Here is a 23,767-nt window from a genome sequence, read left to right on the forward strand (position 1 = left end):
TCTTTTAATGCTAAAATTAAGGCGTTTAGAGCTGCTTTAAGAGGAGTAACGGATATAAAATTCTTTCTTTTCAGACTTACAAAGCTGTATGCTTAATCCCCCAGGTTTATCGGGTGAGCCAATTTTTTGGGTCAGTCCAAAAAACCTGTGGGTATGTTAAATCAGATCAGGTTCTAAATAATGTTCATGCTATTTGGGTTGCAGAAATAAAGGAAAATAAGGTTAATCTATGGCATATCCATCCGGACACGAAAGAGAATAGAAATAAGTTTGGTATATAAATATGAAACAATGAATATTGGAGAATATAAATGAATATAGGTTACAAGGTTGGTGAGTTGATTTATGATGCAAATATATATGATGGATTAAATACCTTTCTATCTGATTTGCAATTCTACAAAAAGTGGCTACCGAAAAATAAGGAGGCTGAAATACTTGAACTGTGCTGTGGTACAGGCAGACTTACGATCCCCATTGCCAAAGATGGATACAGCATTTGCGGAGTAGATTACACACCCTCAATGCTCGAACAAGCAAAGATGAAGGCTATCGAAGCAGAATTAGTGATTGATTTCATAGAAGCAGATATTAGAATGCTCGACTTGCAAGAAAAATTCGACCTAATCTTTATTCCATTTAATTCAATCCACCATTTATACAGAAACGAAGATTTATTCAATGCGTTAGGATGCGTTAGAAATCATCTCAAAGCAGGAGGCTTATTTCTGTTAGATTGCTTTAATCCCAACATCCAGTATATTGTCGAGAGCGAAAAAGTGCAGGCAGTAATTGCCGAATATACAACGGATGATGGACGGGATGTGTTGATAAAACAAACAATGCGTTATGAGAGTACAACCCAAATCAATCGCATAGAATGGCACTATTTTATCAATGGCGAGTTTCATTCATACGAAAAGATACAAAACCAAAGATGAAAATGGACTTTAAAATCAGAATAGCGCAACAATCTGATAGTGCTGAACTGAGAGATTTATATAAGAATACCGTGCTTGTAGTAAACAGGCGTGATTATTCACAGGATGAAGTTGAAGATTGGGCATCATGCGGAGATGATCTTTCCAATATAGAGGAAATGATAAAGACTCACTATTTTATTGTGGCTGTTAATCAACTGTCTCAGATTGTAGGTTTTTCATCCATTACGCCGCAAGGCTATCTGCACTCTATGTTCATTCACGCAGACTTTCAAGGCAAAGGCATTGCAACTATGCTTTTGGAAGAAATAGAACGATATGCTATTACAAAAGGTATTATACAAATCACATCAGAAGTGAGTCTAACTGCTCGTCCATTCTTTGAGAAGCAAAAATACGTGGTGAAGAAGGAACAAAAACGACAGGCAAATAAATTGAATTTGACTAATTTTTGGATGGCAAAAACCTTATCTGTAATAAAACCATATCATGGTCGTATTCCTGCTTGTGGTGTGTTCTGTGGCGGTTGTCCAAGCTACACACGAGATGAAAAAAATTGTCAGGGAGGAGAGGAAAACAAAACCCGCTGTGAAAAATGTAGAACATTTTACCTGTGTTGCGTTGAGAAAGGAATAACACATTGCTACCAATGTCATCTATTTCCTTGCACTAAGTTCAAAGGTTTTACAAAACGTTGGTTAAAGTATGGGCAAGACTTTATTGAAAATCAGAAATTTTTAAAGCAGGTGGGTGAAATGGAATTTTTGAGGTTTTATAATGAAAAGGTTACAGATTAAGTTTAGTCCATTTCTCTTGTATATCTAAAATGAACTAAACCTTTGTTTTTATTGAAAGTTGTTAGCCTATCTCCTTTGAAAGAAATCTCTTGAATTCTTCCTCACTGGGCAACTGGATTTTATACTTTTGTACAAAAATATTTGGGTCTAATCCTGCTGTGGCATAACGAACTAAAGTATCTCCTTTTTCAGTACAAAGCAAAATACCGATTGGTGGATTATCATCGGGCTGCATTACTTCTGCTTTGAAGTAGTTTAGATACATATTCAGTTGGGATGCATATTCATGGTGGAATTTGTCAATTTTTAAATCCACTATGACATGGCATTTCAGTATGCGGTGATAGAAAACGAGGTCAGCAAAGAAGTAATCTTCATCTATCAGTATGCGTTTTTGGCGAGCTTCAAAGCAGAAGCCGTGTCCCATTTCCAGAAGGAACTTTTGTAAATTATCAAGGATGGCTTGCTCTAAATCATTCTCTGTAACTAATGCCCGTTCATTTAACCCTAAGAACTCTAAGGTCAAGGGAGTATTTATTACATTCGCAGGCTGTAGTTGAACTGCCTGTTGCTGTACTAATGCAGAAAGAGCTTCTTTGTTTTTAGATAATCCACTACGCTCGTAGTACAATGAATCAATCTGCCGTTCCAGTTCTTTTACAGTCCAGCATCCCCTAATCGTTTCCATTTCATAAAAGGCACGTTTAATAGGATTGTCAATAGCAGATATTGCATTCAAATGCGTAGAAGATAATCTGTTAAATAGCTTTTCAGCAGCCAATTTCCAGTCATTATTTGCAATTTCTGAAACCATTTGCAATTTGGCGGTTACTGACCGCCGAATCTCTGTTTCAAATTCGGCGGTCGGCAACCGCCGAATTCCCGAACCCGACATAACATAGCCTAAAACCTCTTCTTTCAACTGTGGATAAACAAGATATAAACGTCTGAACTCCCGGAATCTACGTTCGTTAAGTCCTTTGGTATTTAGTTGTTTTTCCAACTTCTTCAAAAGCTGCTCACCATAGGCTGCACGGTCTTCTCCGTTTTGTTCAAATTCCACGATATAACAGCCCATAAGCCAGTTACGGGAAGTTAGTGCAAGGTTTACAGAGTGTGCTGCTTGTGCTTACAGCGTGTCTTGAATGGCACTTCTCCGTATGTTTCAGCCCGCTATGTCCGAGCAAACTGGCTACTGTTTTAATATTAGCACCATTGTTAAGGATATTCACTGCAAATGAGTGACGGGCACAATGCCAGCTTATGTGCTTGTCTATTCCGGATCTTTTCACCCAACGTTTTACTGATTTACAGCAGCTTTCATAGGATGGTAGATTAAATATAAGCACATCTTTGTTGCCATCTGCAGGAGGTTCGCCAATAATAGAGAGTAAACCGTCATTCAAAGGTATGACTACTCCACTAGCAGAAGAATGCCCTTTGGTCTTATTCTGTTCAAACTTCAATAGCTTGTTTGAGTAGTCTACATTCTTATATGTAAGGTCTTTCAGTATCACATCGTGTTCGATGGCATAGCGTATCACTTTCTTGAAACGCTGATAGATACTTTTTGCTCCCTCGCCAACGCTACGGGATTGCAAATAGTCCACAAACAGAACCATCATATCCTTAGTGATAAATTCGGGTTTGATGTTGCATTCATATAATGGGTACTGTTCTTTCAGAAAATCCTTAAAACGACTGAAGGCAATTTGCATCATACGCAGGTCTTTCTTAATATTTATGGCTAATCAGTTAAAGAAATCCCTTTCTTTGGAGATTGAACGGTTCAATGCTTCGCAGAAGAAAGGATTTAGCTTTATGTTTTGATGTAAAATGCTTTTTCATAGTTCCTCTATAATAGAAGCTCACGCTAGTAGCCAAGAGGTAGTGTGGCATGTTTAGAACATGTATTCCCAAAAAGAAGAAGGAATCTGCTCTTTTGTCGAAAAAAAGTCTTATGTTTACGCACGATATGAAAAACAGGGTTTATATAGGCCCTGATATCAGTAAATAACCAACCTTGACATGTGTACAAACAGAGATAAGGCTATCTCTTTTGGGCGGGACGGCGGAGATGTCTGCCGTTTCGTTTTTTGTCTATGAGCCAGTGACGTGGTTGCTGACGAATCGTTGCCTCAAGATATTTTTCTGCAGATTCATTGTTCATATATTGCCAATATTAATCAAGTAAACGCTCACCCGATATTTATTGGGGACAGACTTAATTCAAAGGGATAAGACAAGAATCGCGGATGTCAGCTTAATGCGATGAATGGTATCTTTTTGATTGAAATACCTTCTTTTTCACGACACGGCTCTCTGGCTATAAAAGCCAACGAGCGTAAGCGGGGAGCGCGAACAAGCTACCACAACCGCTTTTTAACACGATAAGCGTCGCTTTTTAACGAATATATACGTATCAACCTACACATATGGCTGTATCAACTCACACATATAGCAGTGTTAACCCACACATATAGTCGCGTCAAGCTACACATATAGTGGCGTAAGCCTACACATATATAGGTATCGGCCCTCACATGCGGTAGCGTTGGGCATTATTACCGCCTAACGACCGTAAAACATGAACTAGGGTGAATTATTTCGGCTGGAACGGAAGGCTGTTTTTCAGCAAACGGCTATCAAACAGAGAATTGCTGTTTTTTTCTCTCGAATTTGGAAGCGAGACGCACTTGGGTACGGAATAATCGATTCTCCGGGACTTCAGATTACAAGTTGTCAAAAAGACAAATGGGCCACTTGTATCTATAGCTCCTCTGCCATTTCCCGATAACCACCGGGGGAGAGACGGTTAATGTATAATTTAGCCTTGTCAGGTGAATAACTTACGGTTTGTCAAGTGAATAACTTACGGCTGGGGGTAGCCGTAAGCTTACGAGTCTGGAAGTGGTTAGTTATTCACTTGGGAAGCCTTTCTCAAGTGAGTTGGTCTGTTGATTAATAGTTTATAAGACAGCGATTTATATGGCAATAGTTATCTCATGATCTCATCTGTTGGCCGACTTATCTTAGGCTGCCGGCTGAAATATAGATGAGCCTGAAGATATCCCCAATGATTATCGGGTGAGCCTATAAAATACCTATAACTCGAAGCTAGCGGTACTATCAATACTTTTGTGTCAAAGAGGAAGCTTGATTCAGATCTTATGCTTTGATAGGTTTACATTATTTTAATGTACACCTGTACATTATATATAGTTAAAAACCTTGATGTTTGACAATCTTTTATGGGATAGAAACGACTAGTTTAAACGATCGTCTAAATCTTGCGTTTTTTTAGTGTCGGAACAGGAGGTTTGTTGAAGGAATCGGTTGTTTCGTAAAGGATAACCTATCCTATTGATAAGAAAGAGGATAAGTGATAAAAAAATAGCCCGGAAGGGTTGCAGGTATCGAAGAAACGCGTACCTTTGCAAATGACTAAAAGAATCGATCGTTTAAACTAGTCGTTTCTACCTATTATATAATGTACGCATGTACATTATATATGGCATCCATCCATAACCGCATAATAAATATAAAATACAAATATTCACATGGTGATCATAGCGAATACCACAAACATATAATTCAAGGCTTGTCTAGTGAATAACGGGGCAGTAGAAACTCAGTCGGGATAGGCGTATCTGTTAGTCATGCGAAATAGGAAGAACTTCGGGCAGTAGCCAATCTTATTTTTTAATACAAAAACAAGGTATCTTAGTTTCATTGAGAAAGTATCCTAAGTTCATTGGCGAAGTATCTTAGGTGCATGGGGAGATGAAACTAAGATACTTTCTTCATGCGCACCTTGTGTGAGTATCGGTGTCGTCATATTACTCACGATACCTAACGGCACTACTGGCGTTGCCTTACACCACCTATCACCATTATATCCCCAAAAAACACGTACGAGTTTTTCCAAAAACATGTACGTGTTTTCCGGAAAAGACGTACGTGTTTTTTTAAAAGCCAAAACTATGCCTTTCGTATTAAGAAACATATGGATACTTTAGACAGAATTCCCTTATTTTTCCCGTTCTTCCCAATCTGGGATTCATCTCTCAAAAAAATAATATCTTTGATTAAACCTTTTTACGAAAGGGCAGTCTAAACTTGCGTTTAGTTATATATTTTGGAGTAACGAGTGTAAATTATCAGTAAATACCATACGAGAACATGATGACAAAGAGAGCGAAATGGGGAGTTACGGCGGCTATCTTATTAATGATAGCGGGAATGATCGCTTACCCTCAATTGAAAAACAAGTTCAAGGCATCCCAAGATGCCGCTTCCGTCGTACCCACATCGGGCACGAGCCTGCGAAACCAGACACTTAACATCAATGCCGAGGTATTGAAATACCAATCATTAACCGATAAGATCATGAGTACCGGAAGTACCCTTCCGGACGAAGAGGTGGATTTGGCTTTCGAGTCCTCCGGTAAGGTGGTAGCCATCTATTTCACGGAAGGTAGCCACGTAAAGGCGGGCGATCTGTTGGCTAAAATCAATGACAAGCCGCTGCAAGCCCAGCTAAAGAAGCTGGAAGCCCAAGTTCCTTTAGCCAAGGATCGTGTCTATCGCCAACGTACCTTGCTGGAGAAAGACGCCGTCAGCCAAGAAGCCTACGAGCAAGTAGCCACCGAATACGAGAAGCTAATGGCAGATATCGAGCTGGTCAAAGCGAATATCGCCCAGACAGAGCTTCGGGCTCCTTTCGACGGGATCATCGGACTTCGCTCCGTGAGTGAGGGCGCGTACGTTACTTCCTCCTCTTCCGTAATCGCGAAGTTGACCAAGATATCCCCGTTGAAAATCGAGTTTTCCATTCCCGAGAGCTACGCGGCCGAGGTACAAGACGGAACCCCGATCCTGTTCCGCATGGAGAAAAACGGTATGATGCAGAACTATAAGGCGACCGTTTACGCCGTGGAAAGCAAGGTCGACATGGCGACCCGTACCTTGAAAGTACGTGCCACTTACCCGAATCCGGGCGAGAATATCTTACCCGGCCGTTATACCTCCGTCGAGATCAGCAAGCGGGAGATCAAGGACGCTTTAGCCATCCCCAGCGAGGCCGTTATCCCCGAGATGGGAAAAGACATCGTTTACTTATATAAGAACGGCGTGGCCGAGCCTCAAGAGATCACGATCGGTATACGAACCGAGAGCCGTGTACAGGTATTGCAAGGGTTGAATGTGGGCGATACGTTGATCACGTCCGGCGTGATGCAGTTACGTACCGGCATGAAAGTTTCTATTGATAACTTGACTGAATAAGGAGAAGAACGATGGCAAATATTTCAGAAACCAGTATAAACCGGCCCGTACTCTCGACAGTGATGATGCTGGTCATCCTCCTGTTCGGCTTTATCGGTTACCGGTTCCTTGGCGTCCGGGAGTTCCCGAGCGTAGACCAGCCGATTATCTCGGTCAACGTATCTTATCCCGGAGCGAACGCCGACGTGATCATGAACCAGATCACCGAGCCGTTAGAACAGAATATCAACGGTATCCCGGGTATCCGTTCATTGAGTAGCGTGAGTAGCCAAGGTAGCAGCCGCATCACGGTAGAGTTTGAGTTGTCCGTGGATATGGAAACGGCGGCGAACGATGTACGTGATAAAGTATCTCGTGCCCAACGCTACCTTCCCCGCGACTGCGACCCGCCTACGGTATCGAAAGCGGATGCCGATGCCTCCCCGATCATGCAGATCGCCATCCGAAGCAACAAACGCTCGTTGATGGAGTTGAGCGAGATCGCCGAGCTAACGGTGAAAGAGCGTTTGCAGACCATCGAGAACGTGAGTGGCGTGGATATCTGGGGACAAAAACGGTATTCCATGCGTCTATGGCTGGACCCAATCAAGATGGCGGGTTACGGAGTGACCCCGATGGACGTGAAAAACGCCGTCGATAACGAGAACGTGGAGCTTCCTTCCGGTAGTATCGAGGGAAATACGATCTCCTTATCCATACGTACCTTAGGATTGATGCATACCGCCAAGGAGTTCAACGATTTAATCATCAAGGAAGACAACAACAACATCGTGCGCTTCAGTGATATCGGACGTGCGGAGGTAGCTCCCGAGGACTTGCGGAGCTTACTGAAGAAGAACGGCGAGCCAATGGTTATGACCGTTATCATCCCCCAACCGGGAGCCAACCATATCGAGATCGCCGACGAAGCCTACAAGCGTATCGAGCAATTACAAAAAGACCTGCCGGAAGATGTCACGATCGAGATGATGTATGACAACACCCGCTTTATCCGGGCCTCTATCGGCGAGGTACAACAGACGATCTACGAGGCTTTCCTCTTGGTCGTATTGATTATCTTCTTGTTCCTCCGTGACTGGCGGGTCACGCTGGTTCCTGTCGTCGTTATCCCCGTATCGTTGGTAGGAGCTTTCTTCGTGATGTATATCTCCGGATTCTCCGTCAACGTATTGACGATGTTGGCGGTCGTGCTCTCGGTCGGTCTGGTGGTAGACGACGCGATCGTGGTGGCGGAGAATATATATGTACGTATCGAGCAAGGCATGTCACCGAAAGAGGCGGGTATCGAAGGATCGAAAGAGATCTTCTTCGCCGTGGTATCTACCACGATCACCCTGATCTCCGTATTCTTGCCGATCGTGTTTATGGAAGGTATGACGGGGCGCTTATTCAAGGAGTTCAGTATCGTGATCGCCGGTTCGGTCGCTATCTCCTCGTTCGTGGCCCTTACGTTTACACCGATGTTGGCTACCAAGCTATTGAAGAGGAGAGAGAAGAAAAACTGGTTCTATCGGAAGACCGAGCCGTTCTTCGAGGGATTGAACACGATCTACGCCAAGTCGTTGAACGCGTTCTTGAACCATAAGATATGGTCGATCCCTATCGTTATCCTTCTTTTCGGATCGATCGGGTACTTCTGGAAGAACATTCGTTCCGAGTTATCGCCTTTGGAGGACCGTTCCATGATCTCCGTGAATATGCGCGGGCCGGAAGGGGCTACCTTCGAGTTTATCCGCGACTATGCGGACCGTATTGAGCAAATAGCCGACTCCATCGCTCCCGAGAAGCAATCCATCATGACCCGCTCGTGGGAAGGAGGAGGTTCGCTAAACCTCATATTAAGCGATATCAAGGAACGGGAACGCTCGCAGATGGAGATCGCCGAGACCTTGTCGAAAGAAGTCCGCAAAGAGACCTTGGCCCGCGCCTTCGTACAACAGCAATCCACCTTCGGCGGACGCCGGGGCGGTATGCCTATCCAATACGTACTGCAGGCCCCGACCTTGGATAAACTGCAAGAGTTCCTGCCTACGTTTATGCAAAAGGTGAACGAGAGCCCGGTCTTCCAGATGGCGGACGTGAACTTGCGCTTCACCAAGCCGGAGGCACGTATCGAGATCGACCGGGATAAGGCTTCCTTATTGGGCGTCAGCACCCGCAACATCGCCCAGACCTTGCAATATGCGTTGAGCGGACAGCGTATGGGCTACTTCTATATGAATGGTAAGCAATACCAGATATTGGGCGAGATCAACCGCCAGCAACGAAATACCCCTGTCGATTTAAAATCGATCTATGTACGTAGTAACAATGGGGAAATGATCCAGCTGGATAACTTGGTTAAGGTTACGGAAAACGTGGCGCCGCCCCAATTGTATCGCTATAACCGTTTCGTATCAGCGACGGTTTCCAGTGGATTGAATAAAGGATACACGATCGGCGATGGTCTGGACGAGATGGACCGTATCGCCTCGGAGGTGCTGGATGGTAGCTTCCGCACCGCTCTTTCCGGCGAGTCGAAAGAGTTCCGTGAGAGTTCTTCCAGTTTGATGTTCGCCATGATCTTGGCCTTGCTGATGATTTATTTGGTGTTGGCCGCCCAGTTCGAGAGTTTCAAGGACCCGTTGGTAGTGATGTTCACCGTGCCTTTGGCTATCGCCGGTGCGTTGATGTTCATGAGTTATTCGGGTATCACGATGAATATATTCAGCCAGATCGGTATCATTATGTTGATTGGTTTGGTGGCGAAGAACGGTATCTTGATCGTAGAGTTCGCCAATCAGCGGCAAGAGTCGGGACTTAGTTTGCCGGAAGCGATCCGCTCGTCCGCGACCCAGCGTCTGCGCCCGATCTTGATGACTAGCGTATCCACCATCCTCGGTTTGGTGCCATTGGTATACGCTACGGGCGAGGGTGCCCAAGGGCGTATCGCCATGGGTGTAGCGGTAGTAGGCGGAATGTTGGTATCGACCTTCTTGACCCTGTTTATCGTACCGGCCATGTATTCATTTATATCCACCAACCGAAAAAAACAAAACACCTAGTTGTAGATTTATGAAGAAATATGTATATACCTTATTATTTGCTTTCTCTTCCCTCTTTATAGCGGAAGCGCAGCAACTATTCGATCTGAAACGGTGTATCGAAACCGGATTAGAGCAGAACTACTCCATCCGTATCATTCGTAACGAGCAACAGATCAGCGACAATAACGCCACCCCGGGAAACGCCGGTTATCTGCCTACCGTAGATATGAGCGGCGGATTCAGCGGAAATATCAATAACAACCGTAACAGCCTGCAAGACGGATCGATCGAGAAGGCGAATGGTATAAACAGCGAGACGGGTAACGTCGGACTAAACGTTAACTGGACGGTTTTCGACGGTTTCGGTATCCAAGCCGAATACTCTCGCTTGAAAGAATTACAGCGAATGGGAGAATTGAACACCCGCATGACCATCGAGGATTTCGTAGCCAACCTTTCCAGCGAGTACTACAACCTGATCCGGCAGAAAATCCGTTTGCGTAACCTCCGTTCCACCTTGGACCTTTCCAAGGAGCGTTTACGGATCGTGGAAGAACGGTATTATATCGGCTCCATGTCCCGTCTGGACTTGCAACAGGCTCAAGTGGACTTCAACTCGGATAGCTCCAAGGTATTAAACCAATTGGAGGTCGTGCATACCTCCCGTATCCGCCTGAACGAGTTGATGGCATTAAATAATGTGGAGGAGGAAATCCAGATCAAGGACTCCTTGATCTACCCGAACCCGTTCCTCGACGAGGTAGATCTATGGAAGAATACCCTCGAAGCTAACGCCTCACTCCTGATCGCCCAAAAGAACCAGACGTTGTCTGAGCTTGATTATAAAAAGGTAAAAAGCCGCTATTATCCCTATGTCAAGCTAAACGCAGGCTACGGCTACACGGCGAACTGGACGGAAGTGGGCAATTACGACCTCCAACAACGGCTGGGGCTTAATTACGGCGTGACCATCGGTATGAGCCTCTTCGACGGTTTCAACCGGAAACGTGAGCAACGCAACGCCCGCATCCAAATCGAGAACCAGCAATTGCGCATCCAAGAACTGGAACTTGCCCTGCGTGCGGACATGAGCAACTTCTGGATGGCCTATAAAAACAACCTCGACCTATGGAGCCTAGAGAAAGAGAACCTCGTAGCCGCCCAAGAGAACTACCGGATCGCCATCGACCGCTATAAACTCGGCGAGTTGTCTGGTATCGAATTGCGTGAGGCACAAAACAGTCTGCTGGAAGCTGAGGAGCGTCTTTCCGTGGCGGAATACTCCACCAAGATCTGTGAGATCTCGCTGCTTCAATTAAGCGGGCAGATATTAACCTATATCCGCCCAGAACCGGAGAAAGCCAGTTTCTAAGATAAAGCCAGTGCCACGCTGATGGCATGACTGTGCCACTGCGATGGCACGCTGGTGCCACCGTTATGGCACGGGTGTGCCATCCGCATGGCACAAGTCATTATAACCCCGTTTAATGACTAGAGGCTTATGCTAATTGCGTTTTTTTATGTAAGTTCGCGGTAAATGGCAAGGTCTCATTGCCCAATGACAAAAAGAAATGCAAATACTACCAAAGGTTAATACATTACGAAAAGGATCGCTCTTGTACCGCAGCATCCGTTACCGTAAAGGATTCGGAGTACATTCGCCTTTCGTTTTTAACCTCATCACGAAGGTCATCGAGGAAAAATGCTCCTATTATAGTTTCTATGATATAGAGCTTTTACGTAAGCAGTTATTATTCAGGGAAGGAGAGATCACCTATCCAGACCGGCAGAACAAAGGGAAACGAAAGACCCGTTCCATCAGCGAGATCGTAAAACGGGAATCCATCCGGCCCAAGCATGGCGCCTTATTATTCCGTTTAACAAACTATTTCAAGTCCAAGAATATCCTCCAGATAGGAACCACGATGGGGCTGTCTACCTTATATCTAACCTCCTATGCCACGGGATTGAAATGTATCGCCTTGGAAAATGTACCGGAATTCGCCACGATTGCCCGTCAAGCATTCGCTAAAGAGGGACGTAATCCCGTCGATTTGCGTATCGGTAATTATAAGGACTTGCTTCCCCAAGCCTTAAATGACATAAATAGCTTAGATTTTGTTTTTTTCAACACTTTATATGAACAACATAACAACCTCTGGCTGTTTAATGAATGTATGAAATACGCGCACAACGATACGGTATTCGTTTTTGAGGGAATCAAGGCGAGCCGTAAGATGCGTGAACTTTGGGAAGAGATCTGCGCATGTCCGGAAGTGACGGTCACCTTAGATCTTTACTCGCTAGGGATTGTCTTATTCAACAAGAAATTGCACAAACGAGATTATATTGTTTATTTTTAGGATTCAAAACAAGTCAGATATGAAGAAGAGTATTATCTATACCGGAACAGGCGATAAAGGAACCACTTCACTGGTAGGTGGACAACGCGTGTCGAAAGCGCACGATCGGATCGAGAGCTATGGCACCGTAGATGAGCTGAACTCCTTTATCGGATTATTAATCACGGCCTTGAATGATGAGAAAGATACTGATTTCTTATCATTCATCCAGCATAAGCTATTCACGATCGGTTCTTACCTAGCCACGGATCAAGCGACCACGGAATTGAAAATCGAGAGCAAGGTAACGCCCGAGAGCATCGAGCGTATCGAGCGGGAGATAGACCGTCTGGATAACGAGCTGCCGAAAATGCATGCGTTCATCCTACCGGGAGGATGCCGCTCGGCCGCCCTCGCACACGTTTGCCGCACCGTTTGCCGTCGTGCCGAGCGACAAATCTATCGCTTGGCCGAGAATTGCCCCGTTGAGGAGCCTGTATTGATATTTATGAACCGTTTATCGGATTATTTCTTCGTTCTGGCACGAAAAGAATGCATAAATAATAACGGTAAAGAAATTATTTGGGATTATACTTGCGTATAATAAATAAAGTCATATTTTCGCGGAAAAATAGAGAACCAAATCGCTTCGGCGGTTATTAATACTTGACAGCTATGTATTGGACATTAGAGTTAGCTTCAAAATTGGAAGACGCACCCTGGCCTGCGACTAAGGATGAACTTATTGACTATGCACAACGTTCTGGTGCGCCATTAGAAGTGATTGAGAATTTGCAGGAAATGGAAGATGAAGGCGAGATTTACGAATGCATGGAAGACATCTGGCCGGATTATCCAAGTAAAGAAGACTTCTTCTTCAACGAGGAAGAATACTAGTTCAATTGAGAATTGAAAATTGAAAATTAAGAAATAGAAGAACGAGGTGGCGGACGATCGAGTTCCCCTGCCTCGTTGTTTTTTTGTGAAAATACAATTTATCCGGATTTGCTGCGTTTGTAGTTACAACGTGAAGTGAATGTTTAAATGAGAAGACGTCTTCTTTCGATCTTGATCCTTTTGTGTACTTGTGCGGGAATCGTACGGGCGCAATATGACGCACGCTTAAGTCAATACTTCATGGCGAAACCGTATTATAACCCGGCCGTGGCCGGAGCTACGGAGGACTTGAATATATTGGCTCTCGCCCGCTTGGAAATGATCGGCGTACATGGGGCACCCAAGTCGTTCTTCATTACCGCGGATATGCCACTCGCTTTAGGCAAGACGAATCACGGTGTCGGATTGGTTGTATTTACCGAGGCGATCGGGCTTTTCCAGAATACGCATGTAGGGGCGCAATACGCCTATAAGTATAAATTATTCGGGGGAGTCTTGAGCGGAGGTCTGCAAATCGGCTTAGTCAACCAATCGTTCGACGGAACCAAGGTGATAAAGGTTGAGTCCGAATACCATCAAGAGACCGACGCCGCCATTCCTGTAGAGCAGGTCAGCGGCATGGGGTTGGATATGAACTTCGGTATTTACTATACCCATAAACGGTTTTACGCCGGGTTTGGCATGACGCATATCACCCAACCGGAGCTTCAACTGGACGAGAACACCTATACCTATATAGGTCGTTCACTTAATTTAATGGGTGGATACAATATTCAATTAAAGAATCCGTTGATAGAATTACAGCCCTCGGTGTTCTTGCTGACAGACATGCAAAGTTTTCATGCGGATATTACCGCTAGGCTGGAATATAATAAGATGTTTAATGGAGGTTTTTCCTATCGGGTGAATGAATCGGTGGGCATCATGTTCGGCGTAAAGCTAGGTCGTTTCCATGCGGGTTACGCCTTTGATTTCCCGACCACGGCCCTAGGCCGGGCAAGTAGCGGTAGCCACGAGCTATGTGTCAAGTATGCCTTAAAGCTGAACAAGACGAAGACAGGGAAAAATAGACATAAAAGTGTACGTATATTATAGTATATGAAAAAAGTATTATTAGTACTTGTAACGGTAGCCTTGCTTACCTCCTGCGGTAAATCTCTCCGGAGTGCCGGCGGTGAGGTGACAGGTGTCAGATCGGTAGCGTTCAATGAACCAGCGCCGTATGGAATGGTCTTGGTTAAAAGAGGTTCGTTCGAGATGGGTCCCGCCGACAAGGATTCCTTGTGGGGAATCATGCCGGAGACGAAAGGGGTCTCTTTCGACGCGTTCTGGATGGATCAGACAGAGGTAACGAACGCCAAATATCGCCAGTTCGTTTATTATGTGAGAGACTCTATTATCCGTGAACGCTTGGCGGACCCAGCTTATGGAGGCAACGATCTGTTCAAGATCACGGAAGACCGTTACGGGGAGCCTGTCACTCCGCATTTGGACTGGAACCGTCCGATTCCTTGGAGACGGGCGAACGAGGATGAGCAACGTGCGATAGAAAGTGTCTATTACACGAATCCCGTTACCGGAGAGAAAGGTTTGGACCCTAAACAAATGATCTATAAATACGAGTGGTACGACTATACCGCCGCCGCCCTTCGCAAGAATCAGTTGAACCCGGCGGACCGGGTTCGTAATACGGATATTCAGGTAGATCCGAACGAGGTAGTCATGATCTCCAAGGACACCGCTTACATCGATGATGAAGGACGTGTAATCAACGAGACGATCACCCGCCCGTTAAGCAGCGAATGGGATTTCTTGAATACCCGTATCGTCAATATCTACCCGGACGAGAATTGCTGGGTGAACGATTTCAAGAATGCGTACAACGAGCCATATACCCGTATGTATTTCTCTCATCCGGGTTACGATGATTATCCTGTAGTCGGTGTTTCTTGGGAACAAGCGACTGCCTTCTGCGTATGGCGTACGAATTTATACAAAGAATCCTTGAGCTTGCCACCGGGACAATTGGTAGAGCCATTCCGTCTTCCGTCCGAAGGAGAATGGGAATATGCCGCCCGTACAGGTAAGAACGAGAATAAGTTCCCTTGGTCTACCGACGAGCTTCAAGACAGCAAAGGTTGTTTCTTGGGTAACTTCAAGCCGGGTAAAGGTAATTATACGGAGGATGGCCATTTGATTACGTCTCGTGTAGGCTCTTTCGCCCCGAATGAGTTCGGGTTATACGATATGGCAGGAAACGTGGCGGAATGGACCTCAACGTCTTACTCCGAGTCTGGCCCGAGCCAAATGAGCGACATGAACCCGGATCTGCGTTACAACGCCGCCAAGAACGATCCCTACGCCATGAAAAAGAAAGTAGTGCGAGGAGGTTCTTGGAAAGATGTCTCACAATTTATCCGTTCGGACATGCGTACTTTCGAGTTCCAGAACGAGAGCCGTTCTTACATCGGTTTCCGTTGCGCACGTACCCAAATAGGATTCTCTCGCTCCAAGGGAAAGAAATAAGCGGGAATTATAAATTTAAAGTTTTGAATCATTTAAGACAATAATACGACGATGGGAAAATATAGAAGATATAAAAACAGACTGGAGATGTTCCTCTCCAGCGAAAGAGGAAAACGAGTATTGAACTTCCTGTATAGTTGGGGTGCGTCCATCGTAATCCTCGGTGCGTTATTTAAGTTATTACATATACCATACGCTAACCAAATCCTGTTCGTGGCGATGATCACCGAGTCTATCGTATTCTTTATCTCGGCGTTCGAGCATCCGAACAAGGAGTATCATTGGGAAGATGTTTTCCCCGTATTGAAATCAAAGAACCCGATGGATCGTCCGGATTTCACCGGTACGCCGATCTCAACCATGATCAATTCTACGGATAATGTAGAAGACGATGAGATAGCCGGGGGAATAAATATCGGTTCGGCAGCGTCTAAGGCGAACGCGCAAAGAGGTGGTTCCTTGAATATCGCAGGTAATCTGGACGTGACGGAAGAAGATACCAAGAACTTATCCGAGAGCATCAAGAAATTAAGCGGAGCGGCCGAGCAAATTTCCAAGATGGCGGAATTGACGGAAGCTACCCAAAAATATCTGGAGCAATTATCTGGCATGTCTGAGAACATGGAGCGTTTCAGCCAAGTGACTAATTCGCTTACGAACGTATCCGATACACTGTTGAACTCTTATAAGAGTATCACGGATAATTCCGATGGCATCAACCAAAACTCCCGTGGTTACGTACACCAGATGGAACAATTGAACCGTAACGTATCCGGATTGAATACCATCTATGAGATCCAGTTGAAGAGTATCAGTTCGCAGATCGAATCTATCGAACACATCAATAGTGGCTTGAATCGTATCCGTGAGATGTATGACGGATCGGTAGTAGATAGTTCCGTATTCCGTAACGAGACGGAAAAGATGACTCGCCAACTGGCCGAATTGAACCAAGTATACAGTCGTTTATTGCAAGCGATGACCGTGAATATGGGCTACCAACAACCGGCGCAGCCGCAACAACAACCTCAACAACCGATGTATCAGCAGCCACAACAGCCCGGTTACCAACAGCAATATCAGCAACCCTATGGTTACCAACAGCCACAACAGGCTCCGTATACAAACAACCCAATGAAGTAAAGAAATATGGCAGGAATATCAAATAATCCCAATTCTCCCCGTCAGCGGATGATCAACCTGATGTATCTGGTGTTCATCGCCATGATGGCACTGAATGTGTCGTCGGAGGTGCTGGATGGTTTTGAGTTGGTGGAAGGTAGCTTGCGAACCTCTATCGATAACTCCTCTCGCCGAAACAAGATCGTAGCGGACGAGATGGAAGCTTATTACCAAGAGAATCCCCAGAAAGTGGGTGAGTGGGCATTGAAGGCCCGTGAGGTGAAAAGAGCCTCAGATAGCCTCTATACGTATATACAAGATTTAAAGATCCGTATCGCTAAGGTAGCTGATGGCGAGAATGCCAACGTAAACAGCATCGAGCATAAGGATGATTTGGAAGCCGCTTCCCGTGTAATGCTCTCTCCTGTAAGCGGAGAAGGTAAAAAGCTGAGAGCGGAAATTGATAAGTATCGTATCTGGATGGGCGGCTTTATCGAAGATTCGGCGAAGACTGCCGTATTGGAGGCGAACCTAAGCACGACTCCCCCTCATAAAGCGGGGATCAATACCCGTACTTGGGAAGAGGCCTTGTTCGAGAATATGCCGGTAGCGGCGGCTGTTACCCTGTTAACAAAAATGCAAAGTGACGTTCGCTACGCCGAAGGTGAGGTCTTATCGAACTTATTGAATAGCGTAGACGTTGGCGATTACCGTGTGAACCAGATCACGGCGCAGGTAATCCCGGAAAGCCAGATCGTAATGCGAGGAAGCCAGTACAAGGCGAATATCGTATTATCGGCGGTAGACTCTACGAAACGTCCTACGATCTATGTAAACGGAAAAGAATTACCTTACGAGAATAAAGGAGTCTTCACGGTGAATACCGGAGCTGCCGGGACATTCCCGATCAAAGGTTATATCGAGATGCCGAATAGCGACGGCAGCATCATGCGCCGGGATTTCGAGAGCGAGTATTTCGTGACCGAGCCGACAGCTACCGTGGCCCCGACATTGATGAACGTATTATATGCCGGTATCGCCAACCCGATGCGTATCGCCGTCCCGGGTGTACCGAGCGGTAATGTGACAGCTACCATGACGAACGGCACATTAACCCGCAGCAAGGATGGTTGGGAAGCCCGCCCGTCTAAAGTAGGAACGGAAGCCGTGATCACGGTAAACGCTCGTATGGCGGATGGCCGGAACATAGAGATGGCAAAGACTACCTTCCGCGTGCGTGCCCTCCCCGATCCCCTACCTTATATCGAGTATAAGGATCAAAACGGTAACGTCCGTAAGTTCAAGGGAGGTATGATCGCCAAACGTAGCTTGGTAGAGGCTGACGGTATTCTGGCCGCTATCGACGATGATTTGCTAAATGTAAAATATACGGTATTACGTTTTGAGCTGACTTTCTTCGACTCCATGGGTAACGCTATCCCGGAAGTGGCCGAAGGAACCAACTTCTCGCAACGTCAGAAAAACTATATCCGCAATTTAAGTAAGGGTAAACGTTTTTATATCACCCGTGTAGTCGCGAAAGGTCCGGACGGTATCGAACGTACCATACCGACTATCGAAGTAATCGTAAATTAAGATTCGCAGTATGAAACATCTGTATTACATAGCCGCTTTGGCCGCCACTTTTTTAACAGCGATGCCTCTTCACGCGCAAGAAGAAGCAGAGAACGATGCTACGCAGCAACAACAAACGCGTCGCCGTTCGCCTCAAGCCAGCCGTGGGGAAAGAAACGATAAGAAAGATACCGGTTTACCCGAACTGACCGTACGGGCCCAAGATATGAACGAGCGTTTGACGCAAGAGATCGGGTACGCTCGCTGGATGCGTATTATCTACCGGCAGGTGGACTTGATGAAAGAGCAGAACGCTCCGCTTTATTACCCGACCCGCCCGATGAACGGACAGATGAATCTTTTCTCCGTAATCTTCCAGCTTTTAGGTGAGAATAAGATCAAGGCCTATGAGTATCTGGACGGATACGAGGAGTTTGACGAAGCCCATTTGATCAACTTCAAGGATTTGCTGGATCGCTTCTACATCCTTTATGAGGAGATACCGGGGAGAGCGGGTGAGGAACCGACTTTCGTAATCAATGAAAGCGATATACCTGCAGCCGACGTACGGTCTTACTATGTAAAAGAAGCATGGTATTTCGACCAGAATAATTCCGCTTTTGATGTCAAGATATTGGCGATTTGCCCGATCCTTACCTCTACAGGTGATATGGGAGAGACAACCATGCCTATGTTCTGGCTTCCTTACGAGAATATACGTCCGTATATCAGCAATTCATACATCATGACGTCTAATATGAATAACGCCATGACTTTTACGATGGATGACTATTTCCGTCGCCGGATGTTCGAGGGGGATATCATCAAGACCCAAAACTTGATGAATCTGCCATTGCAGGCGTATTGCCCGACACCGGATTCCTTAAAGAACGAGCAAGCTCGTATCGAAGGTCAATTAACCGGCTTTGAGAAATCACTCTGGTATCAACCGGATACGACTCAAGTAGCGGTAGACAGCAAAGCCGCAAAGAAGGCCAGAAAGAGCGCCGCAAGAGGAAAAGGTACTACAACCAAAGAGCCTGCCTCCGAAAAGAAAGCTCCCACTGTCAAGGCTCCGAAAGCAGAAAAATCCGCTCCGGTACGCAGTGTTCGACGCAGAAGATAAAAACGGACTCACGATACGGGTCTGAGCGATAACCGGAAATACGCAACATATGAATAAAGAAATCAAGATTAGACCAGAGCAAGAGAACGATTTCCAAGCAGTAAGGGAAGTCGTGGAACTTGCTTTCCGTAACGTGGAGGACAGTGATCAAAGCGAACCGTACCTTGTAGAACGTTTACGAAAAACGGACGCTTATATTCCGGAGCTCTCCTTAGTCGCTGAATTAAACGGCGAAATCATAGGGCATCTCATGATGAGTAAGGTGGAAATCGTATCAGAAGACCAAAGCGTGATCTCTCTTGGGCTAGCACCGGTTTCGGTGGTACCGAAGTACCAAAGGATTGGCGTTGGTAGCGCTTTGATCCGTGAAGCGCATAAGCGAGCGGGAGAGCTAGGCTATAAATCGGCCGTCTTATTAGGACATAAGGATTATTATCCGAGATTCGGATATAAAAGGGCGATTGATTTCGGCATTGAGTTCCCATTCGATGTCCCCAGCGAATATTGCATGGTTGTCGAGTTGGCACCGGAAGGACTCAAGAACGTGCATGGAATGATTAAATATGCCAAACCTTTTATGGAGTGAGAACTGTCTGTAATGAAATGAGACGGGACATACCCCATCTCATTTCACCAGATAATCAGATCCTTATTTAGAACCTACCCATGTCCACTTATGCCAAAGACCTTCCAACGGTCCGTGTTTATGTCTTTCAGCCCACCATTTACAGAAGCGTACTTGCAAGAAGAAAAAGGCGATACCGATGAACATGCTGACCGTATAACCGCAGTAAGGAGCCAGATTCAAGCCGATCGGGAAATAGATCAACGCACCAGCAAAAGATTGTGTCACATAATTCGTCAAGCTCATCTTTCCATAAGAGCGTAAGATAGAGGTAAAACGCTTAAAGGCCTCGCGCTGATACAGTAACACAAAGGAAGCCACCAATACGAACGTAAAAGCGAATTTCTGCCACATATCAAACACAACACCTGCCGTCTGGCGCACGGTAGCGCTGTCCGCCGTATCCATCAACAATACTTTCAGTTGGTATAAAGGACCGAAAGCGATCGCAGTAATGATCAAGGTCTTTATCCAAAAACGGGAATTCTCCTCCGAGGGGATAAATAACTTTTTGCGCCCGATCAACATTCCCAGCATAAATAACCCGCAGGTCTGTACATACCGGCCGGCACCAACAGCCCAGAGCAAACTAGCCTTTTGTCCTAACGTCACGTTCTGCCAGATGAAATTCCATAAATCCCCCCGCTTGGTATGCTCCGCCATCTCTGAGTACATCTCCCCTACTCCTAAATTGGGTAATTGGTAATCCGGATTAAACAGGCTAGCGATATAATGATACCACTCCACCGGCTGCAATAAAAAGATAATAGCCGTTATCAAGACAGCCTTATCGCTCCATTTACGCACGATAAACAAAACAACGCCCACGATCGCATACAGCAGCAAAACATCGCCTGCCGGATAAAAAGCGGCGTTCAACGTAGCGAAGATCGTCAACAGCAGTAATCTTCAAAGGAAGCGGTAACCGAAGTCTTTTCCCTTCACCTGCAGGTTCGAATACTGTATATAAAAGGTAAAACCAAATAACAAGGCAAAAATAGAATACGATTTCCCGGCAAACAAAGCGAATACCACCGTAAACACGCCTTCATTCAATACGTTCAACCATCCCGGCAGCGTAGCCGGGTCTGGATAGACCGGATAGATAAAATGTTCCACATTATGCACTAATAAGATTGCCAAGACAGCGAAACCACGTAGCGCATCCACCACCTCTACACGAGGTGACTTAGAGATTGTTGTTTGTTGCATACTATTTATTTGCTACTTGTTGTTTCTGTTAACCATGCTACCTTTTGATTGGACTCATGCGGTTGGCCTATAATATCCGCATAAAGTTCCGGACGACGGGCATTTCGGTAACGATATCCTCCAGCCTGTCTCAATTTCTCAGGGATAGCCGTAGCGATCACGAAATCATCACCCAGTTTACGGCATTCCGCCACGATATCGCCGAAAGGATCCAGAATCATCGAGCAACCGTTCTTGATCTCATTATAATCACGCCCGATCGGATTGGAGAATACCACATATACCGCATTGTCGTACGCCCTAGCGGGAAGCCATTTCATAAGCCAAGCACGTCCCTTCAGGCCATCGAACTCCTGTCGCAAGGAAGTCGGATCGTTCGCCCGGTTCTCCCATAACACAGGATCTATCAAACCAGCCCCGGGGCGAGGGGAAGGGGTACACATCGTCACGTGAGGCATGAAAATGATATCCGCCCCTAATAAGGCCGTGGCACGGACATTCTCTATGATATTATTATCGTAGCAAATCAATATGCCACATTTCCATCCCTTGATCTCAAAAACCACATATTGATCGCCCGGCAAGATATTCGGATTAATAAACGGATGTAGCTTGCGGTACTTTGCCTTCAAGCCATTGCCATCCACGCAAACTTGCGCTTTATAGATACGATCCCCATCCCGCTCAAAGAATCCGGCCAGTAGCGTGACGCCAAACTCTTTGGCGATGGCGATCAAGGCTTGCGTACTCTCCCCCGTGGGGATCGGTTCGGCAATAGCCAACAATTCCTTGCGAGACAAGTCCTTGGCAAACGTATATCCACAAACCGAGCATTCGTGAAAAGCCACTACATCCGCTCCCTCTACCGACGCTTTCCGGCACATCTCCCGGATGACAGAAAGATTATACGCCTTATCGTTATCCCGTGTCTCGAACTGCACGGTGGCGATTTTCAATGGTTCCATGATATTTTGATTTAATTGGTTTATATATTTTTCGACTAGATTCGCAAAGATAACAATAATATACTACTTTTGCGGGATAACTTTTTCTACCGATCATGAATATCAGACAAACACGACAAGAAGATCTGGCCGAGGTAATGGCTATGTACGATTATGCACGCAGGTTCATGCAAGAGCATGGCAACGGGAATCAATGGATCAACGGATATCCTTCCAAGGAATTGATCTCCAACGAGATCAAGGCCAGCCATAGTTTCGTATGCGAAAATGAGCAGGGCGAGTTAGTGGGGACCTTTTGTTACATCGAGGGAATCGACCCTACTTACCTAAAGATCTATGAAGGCGAATGGCTGAACGATGAGCCTTATGCCGTGATCCATCGCATGGCCTCCAACGGTAAGCAAAAGGGGATCTCGACCGAATGTCTAAAATGGGCATTCGCTCATTGCGATAATATCCGTATCGATACACACCGGGATAATATTGTCATGCAAAACTTATTGAAAAAGCATGGCTTCAAGCAATGCGGTATCATTTACATCGCAAATGGTACGGAACGCATCGCTTTCCACAAAATAGTAAACCCAACAAATAAAGAATCATGAAGCATCCTATTGACCTAGAGCATTGGAACCGGAAAGAACATTTCCTGTTTTTCGGTTCTATGGACGACCCTTTCTTTGGACTGACCACCCAGATAGACGTGACCTCCATCTATAAAGAGGCGAAAGCGGATCATGCCTCTTTTTTCCTCTACTCCTTACATAAGATTATGACAGCCGTTAATGAGGTGAAAGAGTTCCGGTACCGGATCATCGACAACATCCCTGTCTGCTTCGACCGAATCCACGTGGGAACAACGATTGGGCGGGAAGACGGAACATTCGGCTTCGGCTTCTTCAAATATACACCGGACAGGCAACTGTTCCTTCAAAACGCACAGAAAGAGATAGAACGTGTGCAAGCTCTCACAGGCCTTTGCAAAGATAGGGAATCTGACCGGCAAGACTTAGTCCGTTTCTCCCCGGTTCCGTGGATCGCCTTCACGGAGATGAAACACGCTTCCTCTTTCCGTACAGGCGATTCCGCTACCCGTATCTCCACCGGAAAGCTGATCGAGCAGAACGGGCATCGGATGCTCCCTATCTCCGTAACGGCTCATCATGGCTTGATGGACGGCAGACATGTGTCTATCCTCTTAGATCGTATAGCGGATAAAGATTGATAAAACAGCGAGACACCCCCGACAGTCAGCCCAGTACTCCCGGCGGGAGTACCCCAGTACCACGTAGGAAGTACTTCGGTACTTTCATCAAAGTATTCCAGT

General features: G+C 45.7%; 17 protein-coding genes and 3 pseudogenes. 16 read left to right on the forward strand and 4 right to left on the reverse strand.

Features of this window, described 5'->3' with window-relative positions:
- Window positions 1-311: 311 nt before the first annotated feature.
- Both NBH16_RS17860 and NBH16_RS17865 read left to right on the forward strand, forming a co-directional pair.
- Window positions 312-926, forward strand: a pseudogene (locus tag NBH16_RS17860) (class I SAM-dependent methyltransferase); the annotation flags it as partial.
- 11 nt (window positions 927-937) lie between these two features.
- On the forward strand, window positions 938-1,738 hold the full coding sequence (locus NBH16_RS17865) for a GNAT family N-acetyltransferase (protein WP_122377617.1): 801 nt from the start codon (window positions 938-940) through the stop codon (window positions 1,736-1,738).
- Window positions 1,739-1,799: 61 nt separating this feature from the next.
- On the opposite strand, the gene NBH16_RS17870 is transcribed toward NBH16_RS17865, so the two are convergent.
- Both NBH16_RS17870 and NBH16_RS17875 read right to left on the reverse strand, forming a co-directional pair.
- The gene (locus NBH16_RS17870) at window positions 1,800-2,816 is read right to left on the reverse strand and encodes a PDDEXK nuclease domain-containing protein (RefSeq protein ID WP_250788920.1); all 1,017 of its coding nucleotides are present in this window, start codon (window positions 2,814-2,816) and stop codon (window positions 1,800-1,802) included.
- A gap of 73 nt (window positions 2,817-2,889) precedes the next feature.
- Window positions 2,890-3,474: pseudogene (locus NBH16_RS17875) on the reverse strand (site-specific integrase); the annotation flags it as partial.
- A gap of 2,449 nt (window positions 3,475-5,923) precedes the next feature.
- Between NBH16_RS17875 and NBH16_RS17880 the strand changes: the two are divergent.
- From NBH16_RS17880 to NBH16_RS17935, 12 genes are all read left to right on the forward strand, one after another.
- Window positions 5,924-7,024, forward strand: a complete 1,101-nt coding sequence (locus NBH16_RS17880) for an efflux RND transporter periplasmic adaptor subunit (protein WP_034526630.1) — start codon at window positions 5,924-5,926, stop codon at window positions 7,022-7,024.
- Between the two features lie 11 nt (window positions 7,025-7,035).
- Window positions 7,036-10,068 carry an efflux RND transporter permease subunit gene (locus NBH16_RS17885; protein WP_036633203.1) on the forward strand — a complete coding sequence of 1,011 codons (3,033 nt, stop codon included), beginning with the start codon at window positions 7,036-7,038 and terminating at the stop codon, window positions 10,066-10,068.
- Window positions 10,069-10,078: 10 nt separating this feature from the next.
- Window positions 10,079-11,422, forward strand: coding sequence for a TolC family protein (locus NBH16_RS17890; RefSeq protein ID WP_022191996.1), 1,344 nt, complete (start codon window positions 10,079-10,081; stop codon window positions 11,420-11,422).
- Between the two features lie 199 nt (window positions 11,423-11,621).
- Window positions 11,622-12,413 (forward strand): O-methyltransferase, encoded by a 792-nt coding sequence (locus NBH16_RS17895; RefSeq protein WP_005863261.1) that lies wholly within the window; start codon window positions 11,622-11,624, stop codon window positions 12,411-12,413.
- Window positions 12,414-12,432: 19 nt separating this feature from the next.
- The gene (locus NBH16_RS17900) at window positions 12,433-12,996 is read left to right on the forward strand and encodes a cob(I)yrinic acid a,c-diamide adenosyltransferase (protein ID WP_008772935.1); all 564 of its coding nucleotides are present in this window, start codon (window positions 12,433-12,435) and stop codon (window positions 12,994-12,996) included.
- 71 nt (window positions 12,997-13,067) lie between these two features.
- The gene (locus NBH16_RS17905) at window positions 13,068-13,289 is read left to right on the forward strand and encodes a DUF2795 domain-containing protein (protein WP_005633363.1); all 222 of its coding nucleotides are present in this window, start codon (window positions 13,068-13,070) and stop codon (window positions 13,287-13,289) included.
- Between the two features lie 147 nt (window positions 13,290-13,436).
- Window positions 13,437-14,384 (forward strand): PorP/SprF family type IX secretion system membrane protein, encoded by a 948-nt coding sequence (locus NBH16_RS17910; protein ID WP_250788921.1) that lies wholly within the window; start codon window positions 13,437-13,439, stop codon window positions 14,382-14,384.
- Between the two features lie 3 nt (window positions 14,385-14,387).
- Window positions 14,388-15,815 carry a T9SS ring complex lipoprotein PorK/GldK gene (gene porK, locus NBH16_RS17915; RefSeq protein ID WP_005863265.1) on the forward strand — a complete coding sequence of 476 codons (1,428 nt, stop codon included), beginning with the start codon at window positions 14,388-14,390 and terminating at the stop codon, window positions 15,813-15,815.
- 51 nt (window positions 15,816-15,866) lie between these two features.
- A complete protein-coding gene (gene porL, locus NBH16_RS17920) occupies window positions 15,867-16,958 on the forward strand; it encodes a type IX secretion system motor protein PorL/GldL (protein ID WP_008772938.1) in 1,092 nt (363 codons plus the stop codon).
- 6 nt (window positions 16,959-16,964) lie between these two features.
- The gene (gene porM / locus NBH16_RS17925) at window positions 16,965-18,533 is read left to right on the forward strand and encodes a type IX secretion system motor protein PorM/GldM (RefSeq protein ID WP_005859860.1); all 1,569 of its coding nucleotides are present in this window, start codon (window positions 16,965-16,967) and stop codon (window positions 18,531-18,533) included.
- A gap of 10 nt (window positions 18,534-18,543) precedes the next feature.
- Window positions 18,544-19,638, forward strand: coding sequence for a type IX secretion system ring subunit PorN/GldN (porN, locus tag NBH16_RS17930; protein WP_250788922.1), 1,095 nt, complete (start codon window positions 18,544-18,546; stop codon window positions 19,636-19,638).
- A gap of 49 nt (window positions 19,639-19,687) precedes the next feature.
- On the forward strand, window positions 19,688-20,224 hold the full coding sequence (locus NBH16_RS17935; protein WP_008779107.1) for a GNAT family N-acetyltransferase: 537 nt from the start codon (window positions 19,688-19,690) through the stop codon (window positions 20,222-20,224).
- A 63-nt stretch (window positions 20,225-20,287) separates the two neighbouring features.
- Here the strand turns inward: NBH16_RS17935 and NBH16_RS17940 are convergent.
- Both NBH16_RS17940 and NBH16_RS17945 read right to left on the reverse strand, forming a co-directional pair.
- Window positions 20,288-21,475: pseudogene (locus NBH16_RS17940) on the reverse strand (DUF418 domain-containing protein).
- 5 nt (window positions 21,476-21,480) lie between these two features.
- Window positions 21,481-22,440, reverse strand: a complete 960-nt coding sequence (locus NBH16_RS17945; RefSeq protein WP_158532700.1) for a nitrilase family protein — start codon at window positions 22,438-22,440, stop codon at window positions 21,481-21,483.
- A gap of 95 nt (window positions 22,441-22,535) precedes the next feature.
- Between NBH16_RS17945 and NBH16_RS17950 the strand changes: the two genes are divergently transcribed.
- Window positions 22,536-23,045, forward strand: a complete 510-nt coding sequence (locus NBH16_RS17950) for a GNAT family N-acetyltransferase (RefSeq protein WP_122143842.1) — start codon at window positions 22,536-22,538, stop codon at window positions 23,043-23,045.
- On the forward strand, window positions 23,042-23,665 hold the full coding sequence (locus NBH16_RS17955) for a chloramphenicol acetyltransferase (protein WP_009016571.1): 624 nt from the start codon (window positions 23,042-23,044) through the stop codon (window positions 23,663-23,665). The genes NBH16_RS17950 and NBH16_RS17955 overlap by 4 nt, the downstream gene beginning before the upstream one ends.
- The last annotated feature ends 102 nt before the right edge of the window (window positions 23,666-23,767 follow it).

It is taken from the genome of Parabacteroides sp. Y3-G-102 (assembly GCF_023656845.1).
Classification (GTDB): domain Bacteria; phylum Bacteroidota; class Bacteroidia; order Bacteroidales; family Tannerellaceae; genus Parabacteroides; species Parabacteroides distasonis.